This window comes from Streptomyces sp. B8-7 (assembly GCF_058833805.1).
Window position 1 is genome coordinate 1,066,947 of sequence record NZ_JBYRRL010000002.1, and the last position, 15,979, is coordinate 1,082,925.

Annotated in this window: 17 protein-coding genes; 7 read left to right on the forward strand and 10 right to left on the reverse strand. The window is 75.2% G+C overall.

What is annotated here, in order from left to right:
• Positions 1-2: 2 nt before the first annotated feature.
• The 4 genes from AC5K6T_RS13275 to AC5K6T_RS13290 form a co-directional block, all read right to left on the reverse strand.
• Positions 3-1,928: a glycosyltransferase gene (locus AC5K6T_RS13275; RefSeq protein ID WP_493208684.1), complete on the reverse strand. Its 1,926-nt coding sequence runs from the start codon at positions 1,926-1,928 to the stop codon at positions 3-5.
• 316 nt (positions 1,929-2,244) lie between these two features.
• Positions 2,245-3,351 (reverse strand): XdhC family protein, encoded by a 1,107-nt coding sequence (locus tag AC5K6T_RS13280; protein WP_493208685.1) that lies wholly within the window; start codon positions 3,349-3,351, stop codon positions 2,245-2,247.
• A 621-nt stretch (positions 3,352-3,972) separates the two neighbouring features.
• Positions 3,973-4,188 carry a hypothetical protein gene (locus AC5K6T_RS13285; protein ID WP_493208686.1) on the reverse strand — a complete coding sequence of 72 codons (216 nt, stop codon included), beginning with the start codon at positions 4,186-4,188 and terminating at the stop codon, positions 3,973-3,975.
• A complete protein-coding gene (locus AC5K6T_RS13290; protein WP_493209343.1) occupies positions 4,176-4,541 on the reverse strand; it encodes a nuclear transport factor 2 family protein in 366 nt (121 codons plus the stop codon). Before AC5K6T_RS13290 ends, AC5K6T_RS13285 begins: the two co-directional genes overlap by 13 nt.
• 180 nt (positions 4,542-4,721) lie before the next feature.
• Between AC5K6T_RS13290 and AC5K6T_RS13295 the strand changes: the two genes are divergently transcribed.
• The 6 genes from AC5K6T_RS13295 (at position 4,722) to AC5K6T_RS13320 (ending at position 9,348) form a co-directional block, all read left to right on the forward strand.
• Positions 4,722-5,018: a hypothetical protein gene (locus tag AC5K6T_RS13295; protein WP_493208688.1), complete on the forward strand. Its 297-nt coding sequence runs from the start codon at positions 4,722-4,724 to the stop codon at positions 5,016-5,018.
• A gap of 176 nt (positions 5,019-5,194) precedes the next feature.
• Positions 5,195-6,283 carry an S-(hydroxymethyl)mycothiol dehydrogenase gene (locus tag AC5K6T_RS13300; protein WP_493208689.1) on the forward strand — a complete coding sequence of 363 codons (1,089 nt, stop codon included), beginning with the start codon at positions 5,195-5,197 and terminating at the stop codon, positions 6,281-6,283.
• Positions 6,280-6,915 (forward strand): MBL fold metallo-hydrolase, encoded by a 636-nt coding sequence (locus AC5K6T_RS13305; protein ID WP_493208690.1) that lies wholly within the window; start codon positions 6,280-6,282, stop codon positions 6,913-6,915. The genes AC5K6T_RS13300 and AC5K6T_RS13305 overlap by 4 nt, the downstream gene beginning before the upstream one ends.
• A 219-nt stretch (positions 6,916-7,134) precedes the next feature.
• Entirely contained in the window at positions 7,135-8,049 is a 915-nt protein-coding gene (locus tag AC5K6T_RS13310; protein WP_493208691.1) for an SDR family oxidoreductase, read from the forward strand.
• Positions 8,050-8,295: 246 nt separating this feature from the next.
• Positions 8,296-8,991, forward strand: coding sequence for a L,D-transpeptidase family protein (locus AC5K6T_RS13315; RefSeq protein ID WP_493208692.1), 696 nt, complete (start codon positions 8,296-8,298; stop codon positions 8,989-8,991).
• 171 nt (positions 8,992-9,162) lie between these two features.
• The gene (locus AC5K6T_RS13320) at positions 9,163-9,348 is read left to right on the forward strand and encodes a hypothetical protein (protein ID WP_493208693.1); all 186 of its coding nucleotides are present in this window, start codon (positions 9,163-9,165) and stop codon (positions 9,346-9,348) included.
• A 15-nt stretch (positions 9,349-9,363) separates the two neighbouring features.
• Here AC5K6T_RS13320 and AC5K6T_RS13325 read toward each other — a convergent pair whose 3' ends face one another.
• Positions 9,364-10,728 carry a S1 family peptidase gene (locus AC5K6T_RS13325; RefSeq protein ID WP_493208694.1) on the reverse strand — a complete coding sequence of 455 codons (1,365 nt, stop codon included), beginning with the start codon at positions 10,726-10,728 and terminating at the stop codon, positions 9,364-9,366.
• 146 nt (positions 10,729-10,874) lie between these two features.
• On the opposite strand from AC5K6T_RS13325, the gene AC5K6T_RS13330 reads away from it, so the two are divergent.
• Positions 10,875-11,282: a PPOX class F420-dependent oxidoreductase gene (locus tag AC5K6T_RS13330; protein WP_493208695.1), complete on the forward strand. Its 408-nt coding sequence runs from the start codon at positions 10,875-10,877 to the stop codon at positions 11,280-11,282.
• Between the two features lie 12 nt (positions 11,283-11,294).
• On the opposite strand, the gene AC5K6T_RS13335 is transcribed toward AC5K6T_RS13330, so the two are convergent.
• The 5 genes from AC5K6T_RS13335 to AC5K6T_RS13355 form a co-directional block, all read right to left on the reverse strand.
• A complete protein-coding gene (locus tag AC5K6T_RS13335; protein WP_493208696.1) occupies positions 11,295-11,720 on the reverse strand; it encodes a Zn-ribbon domain-containing OB-fold protein in 426 nt (141 codons plus the stop codon).
• Between the two features lie 134 nt (positions 11,721-11,854).
• The gene (locus AC5K6T_RS13340; RefSeq protein ID WP_493208697.1) at positions 11,855-12,640 is read right to left on the reverse strand and encodes a TetR family transcriptional regulator; all 786 of its coding nucleotides are present in this window, start codon (positions 12,638-12,640) and stop codon (positions 11,855-11,857) included.
• 244 nt (positions 12,641-12,884) lie between these two features.
• Entirely contained in the window at positions 12,885-13,265 is a 381-nt protein-coding gene (locus AC5K6T_RS13345) for a hypothetical protein (protein WP_493208698.1), read from the reverse strand.
• A 250-nt stretch (positions 13,266-13,515) separates the two neighbouring features.
• Positions 13,516-14,451: a MurR/RpiR family transcriptional regulator gene (locus tag AC5K6T_RS13350; protein ID WP_493208700.1), complete on the reverse strand. Its 936-nt coding sequence runs from the start codon at positions 14,449-14,451 to the stop codon at positions 13,516-13,518.
• Positions 14,452-15,168: 717 nt separating this feature from the next.
• Positions 15,169-15,822, reverse strand: coding sequence for a nucleoside/nucleotide kinase family protein (locus AC5K6T_RS13355; RefSeq protein ID WP_493208701.1), 654 nt, complete (start codon positions 15,820-15,822; stop codon positions 15,169-15,171).
• Positions 15,823-15,979: the final 157 nt, after the last annotated feature.

Below are 15,979 nucleotides of genomic sequence, written 5' to 3' on the forward strand. Positions count from 1 at the left end.
GCCTACCTCCCCGCCCGGGACGGCGCGCCCCCGAGCAGCCGCCGCACCCGGCGCACCACGCGCCTGAGCGGACCGGGCCGGGGCGGGCGGACCAGCTCGACCCGGCCGGCGCCGGAGCGCAGGTCCAGCGGCAGCTCGTGCCGGGCGGGCCGGCCCGGCACCGGGGCCAGCGCCGCCCGCCAGGTGCCCGCCGGGAGCCGCCCGCCGGGCAGCTCGGCCGTGAGCAGCGAGCCGGTGCCGGACGGCGCGGGCGCCAGGGTGCCGGGCACCTCGACGGGGGTGGCGGACGCCGGGGAGGTCAGCCGCAGCGCGACCTCGGTGTCGCCCGGCACGTACCAGGGCAGCGGTGCGCTCAGCCGGTCCCGTTCGAGCACGACCCGGTCCCGGGGGACGCGGGAGAGGCCGAGCCGCGGGCCGGCCCTGTCGACGTCGAGGGAGAGGTTGCGGTGCGTGTCCGTCCAGTAGGGCAGCACCATGTGCCCGGCGACCAGTCCGGCGGGCGGCAGCGGGCGGCCGCCGGACGGGGCGGGTCCGAGGCGGACCTCCTTGGTCCAGCCGCCCGTCCTGAGCCGGGCGACGGCGTCCCACAGACCGGCCGTGAGCGGGCCGCCGCCGGCCCCGGCCGCCGGGTCGACGTCCGCCGTGGCCCGCAGCACCAGGCGCACCCGGCCCGGACCGGCCGCCACGGCCTCGCGGGTGACCCGCACCGGCTGGAAGTGCGGGGCGGCGCTGGAGCGCTCCTTGAGCACCAGGTCCAGGGTGGCCCGGTCGAACGCGGCCGCCGTGTGTGCGCGCAGCCAGTCGGCGGCCTCCTCGACGCTCTCCGGTGGCTCGGCCCCCGGCGCGGCGGCGTCGGCGGGGAACGTCATGGGCTCCCCGCGCAGGGCGAGTTCGGCGGTGAAGCCGACCCGCAGGGTGCCGTCCCGCCACTCGGCGTGCTCGAAGCCGGCCGTGACCCCGAGTGCCGCCTCCCACTCGGCGAACCGCAGCGTCTCCTCGTACCGGCCCTGTCCGGCCAGGGCGGCGACGTAGCGCTGGGCCGGGGGGAGTCCCGCCGCGACACCCGGCGCGAACCGCTCGCCGACGACCTTGTGGATCTCCTGGAAGAGGTCCTTGCGGAAGTCCTCGGGCGCGTTCAGGAAGCGTCGGCCGCGCAGCCGTTCGACCATCTCGTTGCGCAGCCAGCGCCGGTGCAGGCGGTCCCGCAGCGGGCCCGGCTCGGTGTACCGGTCGACGACGTCCAGCGCCTCGCGCAGGTTGCCGAAGTAGCCGGCCGGGTCGAAGGCCCGGAACCCGGCGTTGGAGGCGTCGTCGCGGCGCACGTGGTAGTAGCAGACGTAGTCGCTGAGCACCGCGACGCCGTCGGCGCGCAGATACGCCTCGGTGACGAAGACATGGTCCTCCAGGCGGCGCCGGCCCTCCGGGAAGCGCAGACCGGTCCGGTCCAGGAAGTCCTTGCGGACCATCTTGTGCGGGGTGAGGCTGTCGATGAGGGGGGCGTTCTCGACGGTGGCACGCGGGTGACTGCGCCGGAACAGCTCCACCGGCACACCGCGGTTCTTGCCGGCCATCTTCCCCACGACCACGTCCGCCCCGTTGGCGACGCCGTAGTCGTACATCCGCTCCAGCGCCTCGTCGCCGAGGTAGTCGTCGTTGTCGACGAACATCACGTACTCGCCCTTGGCGGCGTCGATGCCGACGTTGCGCGGTCTGCCCGACCAGCCGGAGTTCTCCTGGTGGATGACGCGCACCTGAGGGTGTTCGGCGGCGAGGGCGTCGAGCCGGGCCGGGGTGCCGTCGGTGGAGCCGTCGTCGACGAAGATCACTTCGTAGGCGTCGCGGGGGAGTGACTGGCGCAGAAGCGACTCGACGCAGTCGTCGATGTAGCGTCCGGGGTTGTACACCGGAACGATGACGCTGACCTTCACCGGCTTGGCCTCCTGGCCCTGGGTCTTTAGTCGGTCGTGTGGGGGATTGCTCCGCGTTGCCCGATCCTATGCCCTCACCCGCCTCGCCGGACGCCGCGCGCCCCGGAGGTCCCGGCGGCCCCGCCGCTGCCGCTGTACCGTCAACGTCCTTTCCCGCAAGAGGTGTTGGCGTGCCGGCACCGTGCCGGGGCCGGTGGGCGCCGTCGCCGGGGCGGACGCGGGCACCGGTCCGACGCGCCGTCGGTTCCGCCCGGAGAGCGACCCTTTCGAGTGACGTCCGCACGGTCGTGGTGACGCCCGCACGGTCGTGGCCGCCTCACGCGGGCGCCGGAGGGTGGACGTCCCCTCGCGTGTCCGTCAGGGGCACGCCGCTGCCGCCCCACCGCAGGGCGACGATCTCCGCCGCCACGGACACCGCCACCTCCTCGGGCGTGCGCGCCCCCAGGTCCAGCCCGACCGGGGAACGCAGCCGGGACAGCTCCCGCTCGCCCAGCCCGGCCGCCGCCAGGCGCTCGCGCCGCTGCCGGTGGGTGCGGCGGCTGCCCATGGCACCGATGTAGGCGGCCGGACGGCGCAGCGCCTCCCGCAGCAGCGGTACGTCGAACTTGGGGTCGTGGGTGAGCACGCAGATCACCGTGCGCTCGTCGGTCGCGGTGTCCCGCAGGTAGCGGTGCGGCCAGTCCACGACCACGTCCACGCCCGGCGGGAAGCGGCGCGGCGTGGCGAAGACCGGCCGGGCGTCGCAGACCGTCACCCGGTAGCCGAGGAAGTCGCCCACGCGCGCGACCGCGGCTGCGTAGTCGATCGCCCCGAACACCAGCATCCGCGGCGGCGGCGCGAAGGAGTGCAGGAACACGGAGACGGCGTCCTCGCGGCGCTCCCCACCGGGTCCGTAGTGCCGTACGTCCGTGACGCCCAGGGCCAGTTCGCCGCGGGCGTCGGCGGTGACCGCGGCATCCAGGCCGGGCGCGCCCAGGGTGCCCCGGACCTCGTCCGGCCACACCGCGAGGACGGCGCCGAGCGGCGCGGGACCGCCGGTCACCGAGGCCGTGGCCACGGGGTGGTGCGCCGCCACCGAGGCGGCCACCGCGCCGAACGCGGGGTCCCGCGCGGGGGTCACCGGACGCACCAGCACGGTGATCTCGCCGCCGCAGGTCAGCCCGACCGCGAACGCGTCGTCGTCGCTGTAGCCGAAGGTCTCCAGACGGGCCTCGCCGCTCGCCACGGCCTCCCGGGCGAGTTCCAGCACGGCGCCCTCCACGCAGCCGCCGGACACGCTGCCGACCACCTCGTCGTCCGGGCCGACGGCCATCGCCGCACCCGGGCCGCGCGGCGCGCTGCGGGTCACCGCGACCACGGTGGCCAGTCCGAACGGCCGGCCCGCGGACCACCATCCGCCGAGCACCGGCAGGATCTCACGCACCGCGGGCTCCTCTGTTCCGCGGCCGCCGCCTGCCGCGCTTCCTCCCGGCTTCCTGTGCTGCCTGCACTGCCTGTACTGCCTGTACTGCCTGTACTGCCTGCACAGAGTCCATCCTGCCCCCGTCGCGCCGGGGCGCATCCCCGGCGCCGGGCGGCGCGGGACGGCGGCCGGGGCGAGCGGGGACCGCGGAGGCCGCCGGGTCAGCCGCCGAGCCGTGCCAGCGCCGCCGGCACCGGAGCCACCCCGTCCTCGGCGCGCACCCGCGCCGAGCGTCCGGGCGCGGTCCCGGTACGACGGCTCCGTCACGGCCTGCACCAGCGCCTCGAAGCGCCCGTGCGTCACCAGGGTCACCTCGTGTCCGGCCCGCACGAGCCCGTGCCCGAGGCCGGCGAAGGGGGCCACGTCCGCCCGTGACCCCGCCGCGCCCGTGACCCCGCCGTCATGATCGTGACGCGCACACCCCGAGTGTCCCGCGCTGACGCGCCCCCAGGGGGCGCGGGGAGCGCGCGGCCGGCCACGACGGTGCCGAGGCCGAGGTCCGTTCCGGCGCGGGCGGGGCCTGCCGCCCTTGCGTTCGCGGCCGGCCCGGGCATGCCTGACGGGGGCGCGGGAGCCGCGTGATCAGCGACGACGGTGCAGCCGGGGCCGGGCCTCCCGCAGCAGAGACCGCACGGCGGCCACCGCCACCTGCTGCCGCGCCACCGCCACCGGCCCGGCCCGCCGGGACCACCCGGTCCGGCCGACCCGGCCGGACCGCAGCCCCGCGCGGACCGAGAACCTCCAGTTCATCCGGGTGTCCACCCGGACGAACGGCCGCCGCTTCGCTACTCGTCCCATGCCTGGATCATGGTCTGCTCGACGATCTTTCCGTCCCGCAGCGTCACCATCGACTCGGACAGGACCCGTACCCCGTCCGAGTACAGACAGGACTCGCTGAACGCGGCCCGGTCGCCCTCCACGATGCAGCCCTCCATCGTGTGGGTCATGTCCCGGTTGTAGACGTCCTGGAGCAGCGTCCCGATCTGGTCGCGGCCGTGCATGACCAGGGGACTGCTGGGCTGGGTGTTGCGGTCGACGATCCGCAGCTCCGCGTCGTCGGCGTAGAGCGACAGAAGTCCGTCCGCCGACTCGGCCTCCAGACCCCGGCGCAGGGTGTCGGCGCTGAAGGCGGGGCTCGTACTGGTGCCCATGATGACCTCCTCCTCCTGCGAGGCACGGTCGCCCGGCGGTCGGCGGCGGGTCACCGAGGCCTCCCTACGAGCGTCCTCCGCCCGGGCGGGCACGGCAAGCGCGGGGGCGGCTCTCCGCCTGACGGGTGAGTGGCGGCCCGGGGCCGTGTCCGCCGCGGGCCGGGCGGCGTTGCTGAGGGCATGATCTCCACTCGTCGTATCCTCGCCGCCGCGTGTCTCGCCGCCGGGGTCACCGCCATCGCCGCGCCCGCGGCGAGCGCGGCGGACGCGGTCGCCCAGCCCGACGGCAAGCTGAGCCCGCTCGCCACCCTGGACTCGCTCGCCGCCGGCGACGTCCCGCAGCCGTACCGGGAGGCCCTGCCGCGGCCGTCCGACCAGCTGCGCCAGCTCAGCCGGCTCAACGACCTCGGCCAGCTGCACCAGCTGACCGACCTGGCCGCGCCGGTCGCCGGGCTGCTCCCCGCCATCGAGACCTGACCCGGCCCGGCTCCTGCCCCTGTGCCCGGCCCGTCCCCGTCCCGGACGCGGCCGGGCGCGCTCGTGTCCGAGGCTCCGAGGGGCCGCGGGTTGGAAGGTCCGCGCCCGGCGCGGGTGATCGCGCGTAGGGTCGGCACAGGGACACAACTGCCGCCGACGGAAGGGATCCAGCAGCCATGGCGCAGGAAGTACGCGGCGTGATCGCGCCCGGCAGGGACGAGCCGGTGCGGGTCGAGACGATCGTCGTACCCGATCCGGGTCCGGGGGAGGCCGTGGTGCGGATCCAGGCCTGCGGCGTCTGCCACACGGACCTGCACTACCAACAGGGCGGCATCGGCGACGACTTCCCGTACCTGCTCGGCCACGAGGCCGCCGGAGTGGTGGAGTCGGTGGGCGAGGGCGTCGACGAGGTGGCGCCGGGCGACTTCGTCGTCCTCAACTGGCGTGCCGTGTGCGGGCGGTGCCGGGCCTGTCGGCGCGGCCGCCCCTGGTACTGCTTCGACACCCACAACGCGCGACAGCCCCTGACGCTCGCCGGCAGCGGCCGTGAGCTGTCCCCGGCACTCGGCATCGGCGCGTTCGCCGAGAAGACCCTGGTCGCCGCGGGCCAGTGCACCAAGGTCGACCCGGACGTCTCCCCGGCGGTCGCCGGACTGCTGGGCTGCGGGGTGATGGCGGGCCTCGGCGCCGCCCTGAACACCGGCGGTGTGGGCCGCGGCGACTCCGTCGCGGTGATCGGCTGCGGCGGGGTCGGCTGCGCGGCCGTCGCGGGCGCGCAGCTGGCCGGGGCGACCCGGATCATCGCCGTCGACATCGACGACCGCAAGCTGGACAAGGCCCGTGCCCTGGGCGCCACCCACACCGTCGACTCCCGTACGGCCGACCCGGTCGAGGCGGTCCGGGAACTGACCGGAGGGTTCGGCGCCGACGTGGTGATCGACGCGGTGGGCCGCCCGGAGACCTACCGGCAGGCCTTCTACGCCCGCGACCTCGCGGGCACGCTCGTCCTGGTCGGGGTGCCCACCCCCGAGATGCGGCTCGAACTGCCGTTGCTGGACGTCTTCGGCCGGGGCGGAGCCCTGAAGTCCTCCTGGTACGGCGACTGCCTGCCCTCCCGCGACTTCCCCATGCTGATCGAACTGCACCGGCGGGGACGCCTGGACCTGGGCGCGTTCGTGTCCGAGACGATCCGGCTCGACGAGGTGGAGGAGGCCTTCGCGCGGATGGGCCGGGGCGACGTGCTGCGCTCGGTGGTGGTGCTGTGACGAGCGGCCCGCGCATCGAACGCCTCGTCACCTCGGGCCGGTTCACGCTGGACGGCGGCACCTGGGAGGTGGACAACAACGTGTGGCTGGTCGGCGACGACCACGAGGTCCTCGTCGTCGACGCCGCGCACGACGCCGACGCCGTCCTCGAAGCGGTCGGTCCGCGCCGCCTGACGGCCGTCGTGTGCACCCACGCCCACAACGACCACATCGACGCGGCGCCCGCCCTCGCCGACCGCACCGGCGCCACGGTGTGGCTGCACCCGGACGACCTGCCGCTGTGGAAGCAGACCCACCCCGACCGCGACCCGGACGCCTGGCTGCGCGACGGCCAGGTCATCGAGGCCGCCGGCGCCGGTCTCAGGGTGCTGCACACGCCGGGGCACGCGCCGGGCGCGGTGTGTCTGTACGCCCCCGGCCTCGGGGTGGTGTTCACCGGCGACACCCTGTTCTCCGGCGGGCCGGGCGCCACCGGGCGGTCCTGGTCCCACTTCCCCACGATCATCGGCTCCATCCGGGACCGGCTGCTCACCCTGCCGCCGGAGACCAGGGTGCTCACCGGTCACGGCGACCCGACGACCATCGGTGCCGAGGCCCCGCACCTGCAGGAGTGGATCGACCGCGGTCACTGACGGCGCCGGCCCCGCCGCCGTCCCGGCGCGACCGGGTGGAACCGGACGTGCCGCAGGCGTCGCGCCGGACCCTGCCGTCGGGCCGGCCGCGGCGGGACGCGTCCCGCCGGTCCGCCGCCGTGGGGCGCGTCCCGCCGGAAAAGGCGACAGGAGGTGTCCGGAACGGCAGGCATGCTCAAGGGCACCGGGAGAACGCACGAGCAGGAGAGGCCGGACAGCATGGACAAGCCGTTGCAGGGCAGGGTGGCGCTGGTCGCGGGCGCGACCCGCGGCGCGGGCCGCGGGATCGCCGTCGAACTGGGGGCGGCGGGCGCCACGGTGTACGTCACCGGGCGCAGCACCCGCGGACACCGCTCCGAGTACGACCGTCCCGAGACCATCGAGGACACGGCCGACCTGGTCACCGAGGCGGGCGGCGAGGGGATCGCCGTACCCGCCGACCACCTCGACCCCGAGCAGGTGCGCGCCCTCGTCGCGCGGATCGACGCCGGGCACGGCCGCCTGGACGTCCTGGTCAACGACATCTGGGGCGGCGAGCACCTCTTCGCCTGGGAGTCACCGGTCTGGGAGCACGACCTCGACGACGGGCTCAGGCTGCTCCGGCTGGCCGTGGACACCCACGCGATCACCAGCCACCACGCGCTGCCCCTGCTGCTGCGCCGGCCGGGCGGGCTGGTCGTGGAGATGACCGACGGCACGGCGGAGTACAACGGCCGGACCTACCGCAACTCGTTCTTCTACGACCTGGCGAAGACGGCCGTCCTGCGCATGGGCTTCGTGCTCGGGCACGAGCTGGGCCCGCGCGGCGCCACCGCGGTCGCCCTCACCCCGGGATTCATGCGCTCGGAGATGATGCTGGACCACTTCGGGGTGCGTGAGGACAACTGGCGCGACGCGGTCGCCGAGGACCCGCACTTCGCGATCTCCGAGACCCCGCGCTACGTCGGCCGGGCCGTCGCCGCGCTGGCCGCCGACCCGGAGGTGGCCCGGCACAACGGCAGGTCCCTGTCCAGCGGCGGCCTGGCGGCGGAGTACGGCTTCACCGACCTCGACGGCAGCCGCCCGGACGCATGGCGCTACCTGACCGAGGTCGTCGCCGCGGGCCGGCCCGCGGACACCGACGGCTACCGCTGACCGGCCCGGGAGCCCGGCCGGGACGCCCTGACTCCGCCCCGGTGCCGCGCTCCTTGGGCGGGCGCGTGTCACCGTTCTGTCGCGAAGCGGCCGACCGGACAACCCCGGCCCGCGCGAGCCGGTCTACTGCTGTGGCCACAAGGGCGCACCGGGCCTCGCGGGCCGGTGACCCCTGCCGGCCGCAGGACCGGTGGACAGACGTCGCACGGCTCGCGTGCGCGGGAGACGGGAAGGTCGGGACCACTCATGGGGGACATCCGCAGGAGAGGGGCCGCCGTCGTGGGGGCGGGCGCGCTGCTGGCACCGCTCGCCCTCGGCGTAGGTGCCGCACCGGCACAGGCGGCCGGCTGCACCACACAGGCCGGCCCCTACCAGAAGAAGGTCGAGAAGTTCCTCGGCCGTCCGGTCGACGGCAGGCAGTCGGCGGCCGACTGCCAGAAGATCAAGGCCTTCCAGGACCGGCACGGCATCCGGCCGGACGTCGGCTACGCCGGCCCGGTCACCTGGGGCGTGATGGATCTCATGCTCAAGCAGCGGGCCGTGGGCAAGAAGCCGAACAAGGCGGGCAAGTGCCCCACGGACAAGGGCCGGATCGCCTGCGTCGACCTCACCCTGCAGCTCAGCTGGATCCAGGACGGCGGCCGGCTGGTGTACGGCCCGGTGCCGGTGCGCACCGGCCGCGACGGCTACGAGACCCGGACCGGCCTGAAGAAGATCTACTGGCGGCACATCGACCACGTCTCGACCATCTACGACGTGCCGATGCCCTACAGCCAGTTCTTCGACGGCGGACAGGCCTTCCACTCGGTGAACGTGAGCATGTGGAACCCGCCGGGCTCGCACGGGTGCGTCAATATGACACCCGCCACAGCCAAGAAGTACTGGTCGCTGCTGAAGAAGGGCGACGAGGTGTTCGTGTACGGCCGCAAGCCCGGCACCTGAGCGGCGAACCGGCAGGCCGGAGCCCCGAACAGGGGCTTCGGCAGGCCCGGTCCGGCCTTCCGGGACCCGAACTGCGCCTGCGTCGCGGGCGGATGGCACGTGATCAGCAACACGGTCCGATATGTCCGATTTGCACGTCTTTACTCACGCGGCCCTCACCCCCCGCGCCGTATGCTTGACGGCATGTCCACCACTGTTGAACCCGTCACCGAGCGATCGGCCGCGGAGGTCAACGAGGAGATCCGGGAGCTGTGGCGCCGGTCCGGCGGGACACTGACCATCGAGCAGCGCGAGGAGTACCAGCGGCTCGTGATGGAGTGGGCCGCCGCCACCCCGCAGCAGGCGCGGGCGGCCTGAGCGCCGCCCGGCCGCTCAGTTCCAGGTCGCCGAGTAGAACCTGCGATAGGCCTGCCGGTCCTGTTCCACGCGGATGAACCGCGTGGCGACCAGTGCCACCAGGCTTCCCGCGACGATCAGCAGCCCCGGCCCCACGTTCCGCGGGTCCGCCAGCCGCGACAGCAGCGTCGCGACCTGCTCCCCGTTCACCGGGGCCGACGCGCCCGGCGAGGTGTCGCCCGGTGCGGCCCCGCCCGCGGACCCCGTCGCGGACGGCTGCGGCGCCGCCGCGCCGGCCGGCTGCCCCGCCGTGATCAGTTTCACCCCGAGCGCCCTGAGCGCCCCGGTCACCGGTTCGAAGTACGTCGTACCGCCCGACGTACAGTCGCCGCTGCCGCCCGAGGTGATCCCCAGCGCGATGCCCTCGGAGAACAACGGCCCGCCGCTGTCCCCGGGTTCGGCGCACACGTCGGTCTCGATGAGGCCGCTCACACTGCCCTCGGGATAGTTCACCGTCATGTCCACCGCCCGCACCACGCCGTCGCGCAGCCCGCTCGTGCTGCCGCTGCGGAACACCCGCTGACCGACGGAGGGTTCGGACACGCCCGTGATCCGCACACCGCGTCCGCCGCCCACGTCCACCACGTCGGCGCCCTCGCCCGCCCGGCCGCCCGCATAGCTCACCAGCGCGTAGTCGTCCCCCGGGAAGCTGCCGCGCACCGTGCGGCCGAGCTCCCGGCCGCCCCCGGAGCCGGTGAACCACACCGTCCCGGCCGGCCCGCAGTGCCCGGCCGTCAGAATGAAGTCGGAGCGGCCGTCCGTGACGTTGAACCCGGCCGAGCAGCGCCCCGCCGTCGACAGGATCGGCCGCGCCCCGTTGAGCCGGGTGGTGAACGCGTCCCGGGTGCGCTCCATGCGGACCGGCGCGCCCAGACCGGCCGCCAGTTCCTTCAGACCGGCCCACCGCGCCGCGGAGACCGTGGGATCGCCCCGCAGCACCACCTCGTTGGCGCGGTAGTCCACGCCCCACGCCGTTCCCGCCACGCGCGGCGCCGCCCGCAGGGCCGCGGTGGCCGACCTGAGGTCGTCCAGACTGTGCTCCACGACCTTCGCCGTGGCCCCCGCCCGCCGCACCTCGGCCGCGGCCCGTCCGTCGGTGACCGCGACCACCGGCCGCCCCTCACCGTCGATCCAGCTGCCCGCCGTGCGCGCGGCACCGAGCCGCTCCACGAGGCCGGCGCCGGCCGACCCGGCCGCCGCGGCGGGACGGGGCGCGGCACCGGCCGGCCCGGCCGGCTCGCCGGCCACCGCCCGGCCGACCAGGGTGCTGCCCAGCAGCAGACCGCCGACGGCAGCCAGCCGTGTCACCCGCCGGGTGATCCGTCGTCGTGCGTGCCCCATGCATGGCTCCCCAACCCCGTAGGCCGCGGCACCGACACCACGGGGGCGCCCCCGCAGCCGAGCGCCCGACCCTCCATACGCGCCCCGCCCGCGGGGCGTTCAGCCCGCCCCCCGCCCGGCCCCCGCCGAGCCCCTACACTTCCGCCATGGACACCACCGCACTGGCCCGGCTCGCCGCGGGCAAGTACCTGCTGCTGACCAGTTTCCGCAAGAACGGCACACCGGTCGCCACCCCGGTGTGGGTGGTGCGCGACGGCGACGCGCTCGGCGTGTGGACCGCCGCCGACTCCTACAAGGTCAAGCGCATCCGCAACCGCGCCGACGTCCTGGCCGGACCCTGCGACATGCGGGGCAACCCCACCGGAGAGCAGGTACCCGCCACTGCGGTGATCTGCGACGAGGCCACCAGCGACCGCTACCGCACGCTCGTCGCCCGCAAGTACGGCGTCCTCGGCCGGCTCACTCTGCTCGGCAGCCGGCTGCGCCGCGGCACCGGAGGCACCGTCGGCATCCGCGTGACCCTCACCTCCGGCACGTCCGCCGCGTCCGGCTGAGGCGCCGCCCCGTCACGTCCAGGCGCGGAAGGGCTCGTCGACGAGCTGGAACACCGGTTCCCCGCGCACCGGGTCCTCGGCCGCCGAGAGCCGGACGCGGTCGCCGCTGTGGATGCCGATCGGCGGTCCCGTCACGCGGCCGCGGACCACGAACCCCTCGGCCATCTCGATCAGCGACACATTGCGCGCCACGGGCGTGTTGCGGTGCACCACCGTGCAGTGGCGGACCGTGCCCACACCCGCGCTGCGCTCCGTCCTGAGGTCGCTGCCCTGGCACACCGGGCACAGCAGCCGGTGGTACATCGCCGTGCCGCACCAGGTGCAGCGCTGGAAGACCAGGGCCTGGGGCGCCGCCTCCGCGGTCCGGTCGGCGGGCCGGTCGCCCAGCACACCCGGCCCGGCCCCCTGCTGCGCGGTGCTTCCTGAGTGGTGGTACACGCTGGTCAACTCCCTGCGCTCGGCCGGAATCCCGCGTGCGACAGGCCGCGCACGCCCGTGCGCGGCGGGCGTGCCACCGTGCACGGCCTCAGCGTATGGCACTGAGTGCCAGCGGTAAAGGTACTGGGTTCCCCTCAGTTCCCGGGACCGGCGGCCGGGGGCTGCCCGGGCCGGGGCCCGGTACCCGCGGACAGGGTCGTCTCGATCTCCTGCACGACCCGCCACAGCGGCGCACCGCGCCGGGACACGACCACCACGACGTCCTCGGGCTGCTCCGGCGGCGGTGCGGCGGACTGCGGCCCGGCCGGGCCGAACGCCGAGCTCACCAGGCCGAGGGCGTGGCCGACCGCGGCCTCCGGATCGCTCTCGCCGTCCGAACGCAGCCAGGAGCGCAGCGCGTTGTTGTGCGCGGCGACCACCGCGGCGGCGATCACGTCGGCCCGCAGCCCGCCGTCCGGCCGGTCCGACAGCCGGCGGCGCAGGTAGTCGGCGAGCGCCCGCTCGTAGCGCCACACGACCGACAGCTCGTAGGCGCGCAGGCCGGGCACCTGCCGGGTGAGCCGGTAGCGCTGCACCGAGAAGTCCGGGTTCTCCGCGTACATCAGCAGCACCAGCCGGGCCGCGTCGCACACCCGGCGCACCGGCTCCTCCGTGCCGTCGCCGGAGGCGAGGAAGGCCGTCATGTCGGCCAGGCAGCGCTCGTGGTCGGGGAAGACCACGTCCTCCTTGGACGGGAAGTAGCGGAAGAAGGACCGGCGTCCGACGCCGGCGAGCGCCACGATGTCGTCGACCGTGGTCTGTTCGTACCCCCGCTCCACGAACAGCCGGAACGCCGCGGCCACCAGCGCCTGGCGCATGGGCGGCCTCCCGGCGGCGCCGGGCCTGTTCTCGCGCCGGGGCGCCGTACTGCTGGGGCTCATGAACCGGAACGTAGCACCCGGAGGCACCTCATGGCACTCAGTGCTCTCATGAGAGGGAACTGAGTTCCCTGAAACGAGGGGGAGCCGCTCCACCTGCGTGAACGCGCCGGAAGGACCGGAAGGACCGGAAGGACCGGAAGGACCGGAAGGAGAGGAGGGGACCCGCTGTCCGGTCCGGGGCCGGTGACCTCCGGGGCCCGCACCCGCGCGGAGCCGGGCGGCCGGGGCCCGGCCGCCCGGCCGGTCAGCGTCCGGCGGTGCGGTCGGCGAGCGCCTCGCTCACGGCCCGTACACTGCGCGCGATGTGCTGCAACTGCAGCACCTCGGCGGCGTACAGCTTGATGGTGTGCTCGATGACCGACTCCGGCATGCCGAGCCGCGGCAGGTCGGCGCGGGCGGTCTGCAGCGCGGTACGGGCCACCCGGACCTCCTGCTGGACCTGGATCTGGGCGTGCCGGGCCAGCAGTACGGGGTGACGCATCAGGGCGGGATAGCTCGCGTAGCGCGCCGGCACCAGCTCGCGCAGCCACCTGGCCGCCGAGCGTTCCCAGTCGTAGCTGCCGGGAGTCTTGACCTGGCACGGCCAGTCGGGACCTGTGCGCGTCGTCGTCAGAGGCATGATCATCGCTTCCGGGTCGTGCGGCGTCGTGGGGACTCGACGGGTCGTGGGCGGCTCCGGCCTAGGGGATGACCGGGGCCGCCCACGGGGGCTCGCCAAGGCGATGCCCGACCGACAACCGGATGCCGACGCGGGTAGGTGACGGCCGGTCCGGGTGTCCGCGACAGTATTTATATATACCCCCCGGTATGCAACAAGCATGAAAAAATTCATGCGGCGCCAGGGGTGCACAGACCGGGAGAACCCTTCTGCGGACTCAGTCCTTGAGGAAAAACTGATGCTGCTCGGAGATCTGCTCGTACTCCTCCAGCCGTCCGTGCGTCCGCTCGGGGTCGGCGTCCGTCATCGCCTGCAGCAGCGCCGAGGCCATCAGCCCGGGGGCCGCGTAGGAGTCGAACACCAGCCGGGAACCGGTTCCGGTGGCGAACACGACGTCCGCCTCGTCGGCCAGCGGCCCGAGCGCCAGGTCGGTGACCAGCGCCACCCGCAGACCGGCACCGCGTGCCACCCGCACCGCCGACAGCGTCTCCTGGGCGTGCCGCGGCATCGAGAACGCCAGCACCCAGGCCCCGCCGGCCTCGCGGGACTGCAGCAGCGCGTCGTAGGCGGTGCTGCCGCCGCGCGTCACCAGCCGCACGTCGGGGTGGATACGGCGCGCGGCGTAGGCGAAGTACTCGGCGAGCGCGCCCGAGATGCGCAGCCCCAGGACCGTCAGCGGGTTCGACTCCGACAGCCGGCGGCCGACGTCGACCACCTGACCGGGGTCGGCGAAGTCGCGCCGCAGGTTCTCCAGGTTCTCGATCTCCGCGTCGACGGCCGCCTGCAGTTCGTTGCCGCTCTCCTCCGAGACGCCGGGCCCTCCGATGGTGCCCAGGGCGATCGCCTGGAGCTTCTCGCGGAGCGCCGGATACCCGCTGAAGCCCAGCGCCGCCGCGAACCGCGTCACCGACGGCTGGCTCACCCCCGCCCGGTCCGCGAGGTCGGTGATCGACAGGAAGGCGGCCTCGGTGAGATGGTCGATCAGGTACTGGGCGATGCGGCGCTGACCGGGCGACAGGCGCGGCCGGTCGAAGAGGGTTCTGAGCTGGGAGGCCGGCGCGGCCTCCGCCTCCGGTGCGGCCTTCCCCGAGGCGGCCGCCCGGCCCGAGGTGATCGCGGACGCCTGTGCGCGTGCCTGCTGTTGCGATGGCACCGGTGCGCCTCCTTCACTGCCCACGGGGGTTCAACATAGCTCACCGGTCGCTCTGACCAGGCCAGGTCCGGTGCGGGCCAGGTGAAACCCGCCTCGGTCCGGACGGGCTCCGCCCCGGGCCGAGGCGGCCCGCCGCCTCGGGTCCGGGCCCGCCCGGCGCTCCGCAGCGCCCCACCGCGCGCGGCGGCGGAGGCGGTGCCGCTGCCGTCGTCCGGCCGACAGCACCGGGTGACCACCCGCCGGGCGGGCCCGTCGCGTCCGTCCCCGCCCGGTCCGTTCCTGTCACGTCTCGCCCCGTCGCGTCCGTCCCCGTCACGTCTCGCCCCGTCGCGTCCCGCCCCGCCGCGTCCGTGCCGGTCGCCGAGCCGCGGGGTCGCCGGCCCCGCCCGCCCCCGGACGTCAGGCGGCGGGGCCCGGGCCCGCAGGCCCGCCAGCGGTGCCGCTCGCGGCGCGGCGGGAGCACGGCGGCGCCGTGAGGCGGCGCAGCCACGCCGTCTCGGTCACGCCGTCTCGGTCACGCCGTCTCGGTCACGCCGTCTCGGTCACGCCGTCTCGGGTACGCCGTCTCGGCCGCGGCGGCGCGGGGCGACGGCCCGGTGCCGGCAGCGCGGTACCGGTGGCACGGCAGCGTCAGCGCGGAACCGGCGCCCCTGTGCCGACCGCTCGAAACCGGCCACGGCGCCCCGGCGGCGCGGAGGAGACGGTGGGGCGGCGGCGTCAGGCCGGTGGCATCGCCGTCAACGGCACCACCAGGTCGGCCCGCTGACGGGTCGTCGCCACCAGGTCCGCGTTGCGCAGGTCGGTGCCCCGCACCCAGGCCTCCGCCGCCGCGCGTGCCTTGCCGAACCGCATGTGCCGGGCCACCAGCCGGCGCGTCCGCTCGGCCTCCGGCAGTTCGCAGAACCACACCTCGTCCAGCTCGGCCCGCACCCGTGCCCAGGCCCCCGACTCCACCAGCAGGTAGTTGCCCTCCGTGACCACCAGCCGGGCCCCGGGCGGCACCGGCACCGCGCCCGCCAGCGGCTGCTCCAGGACCCGCTCGAACCCCGGCGCGTACACCGTGTCGGGGCCGTCCGCCTCCACCCGCAGCCGGTGCAGCAGCGCGGCGTAACCGGCCGCGTCGAAGGTGTCGGGGGCGCCCTTGCGGTCCCGTCGGCCCAGCCGGTCGAGTTCGGCGTCGGCGAGGTGGAAACCGTCCATCGGCACCTGAGCCGCCCACGGCACGCCGTCCGCGTTCAACGCGCCGACCAGCCGTGCGGCCAGCGTCGTCTTGCCGGCGCCGGGTGCCCCCGCGATGCCCAGCAGGGCCCGCCGGCCGCCCGCGGTCAGGGCGCGGGCCCGGGTGAGGAGGTCGTCGAAGGTCACTGCCACACCGAGGAGTGTGGCAGCCGCCCCGTGCCGTCCGGAACGCGTGTCCCGGCGCCCGTCCGGCCGTGTGCTCCACCCGCGCCCGCCCCGCCGCAGGCCCGCGCGCACGCAGTCGGCCCCGCGCGGACGCAGCCGGCCGGCCCCGCATCCCGGTGAGTCC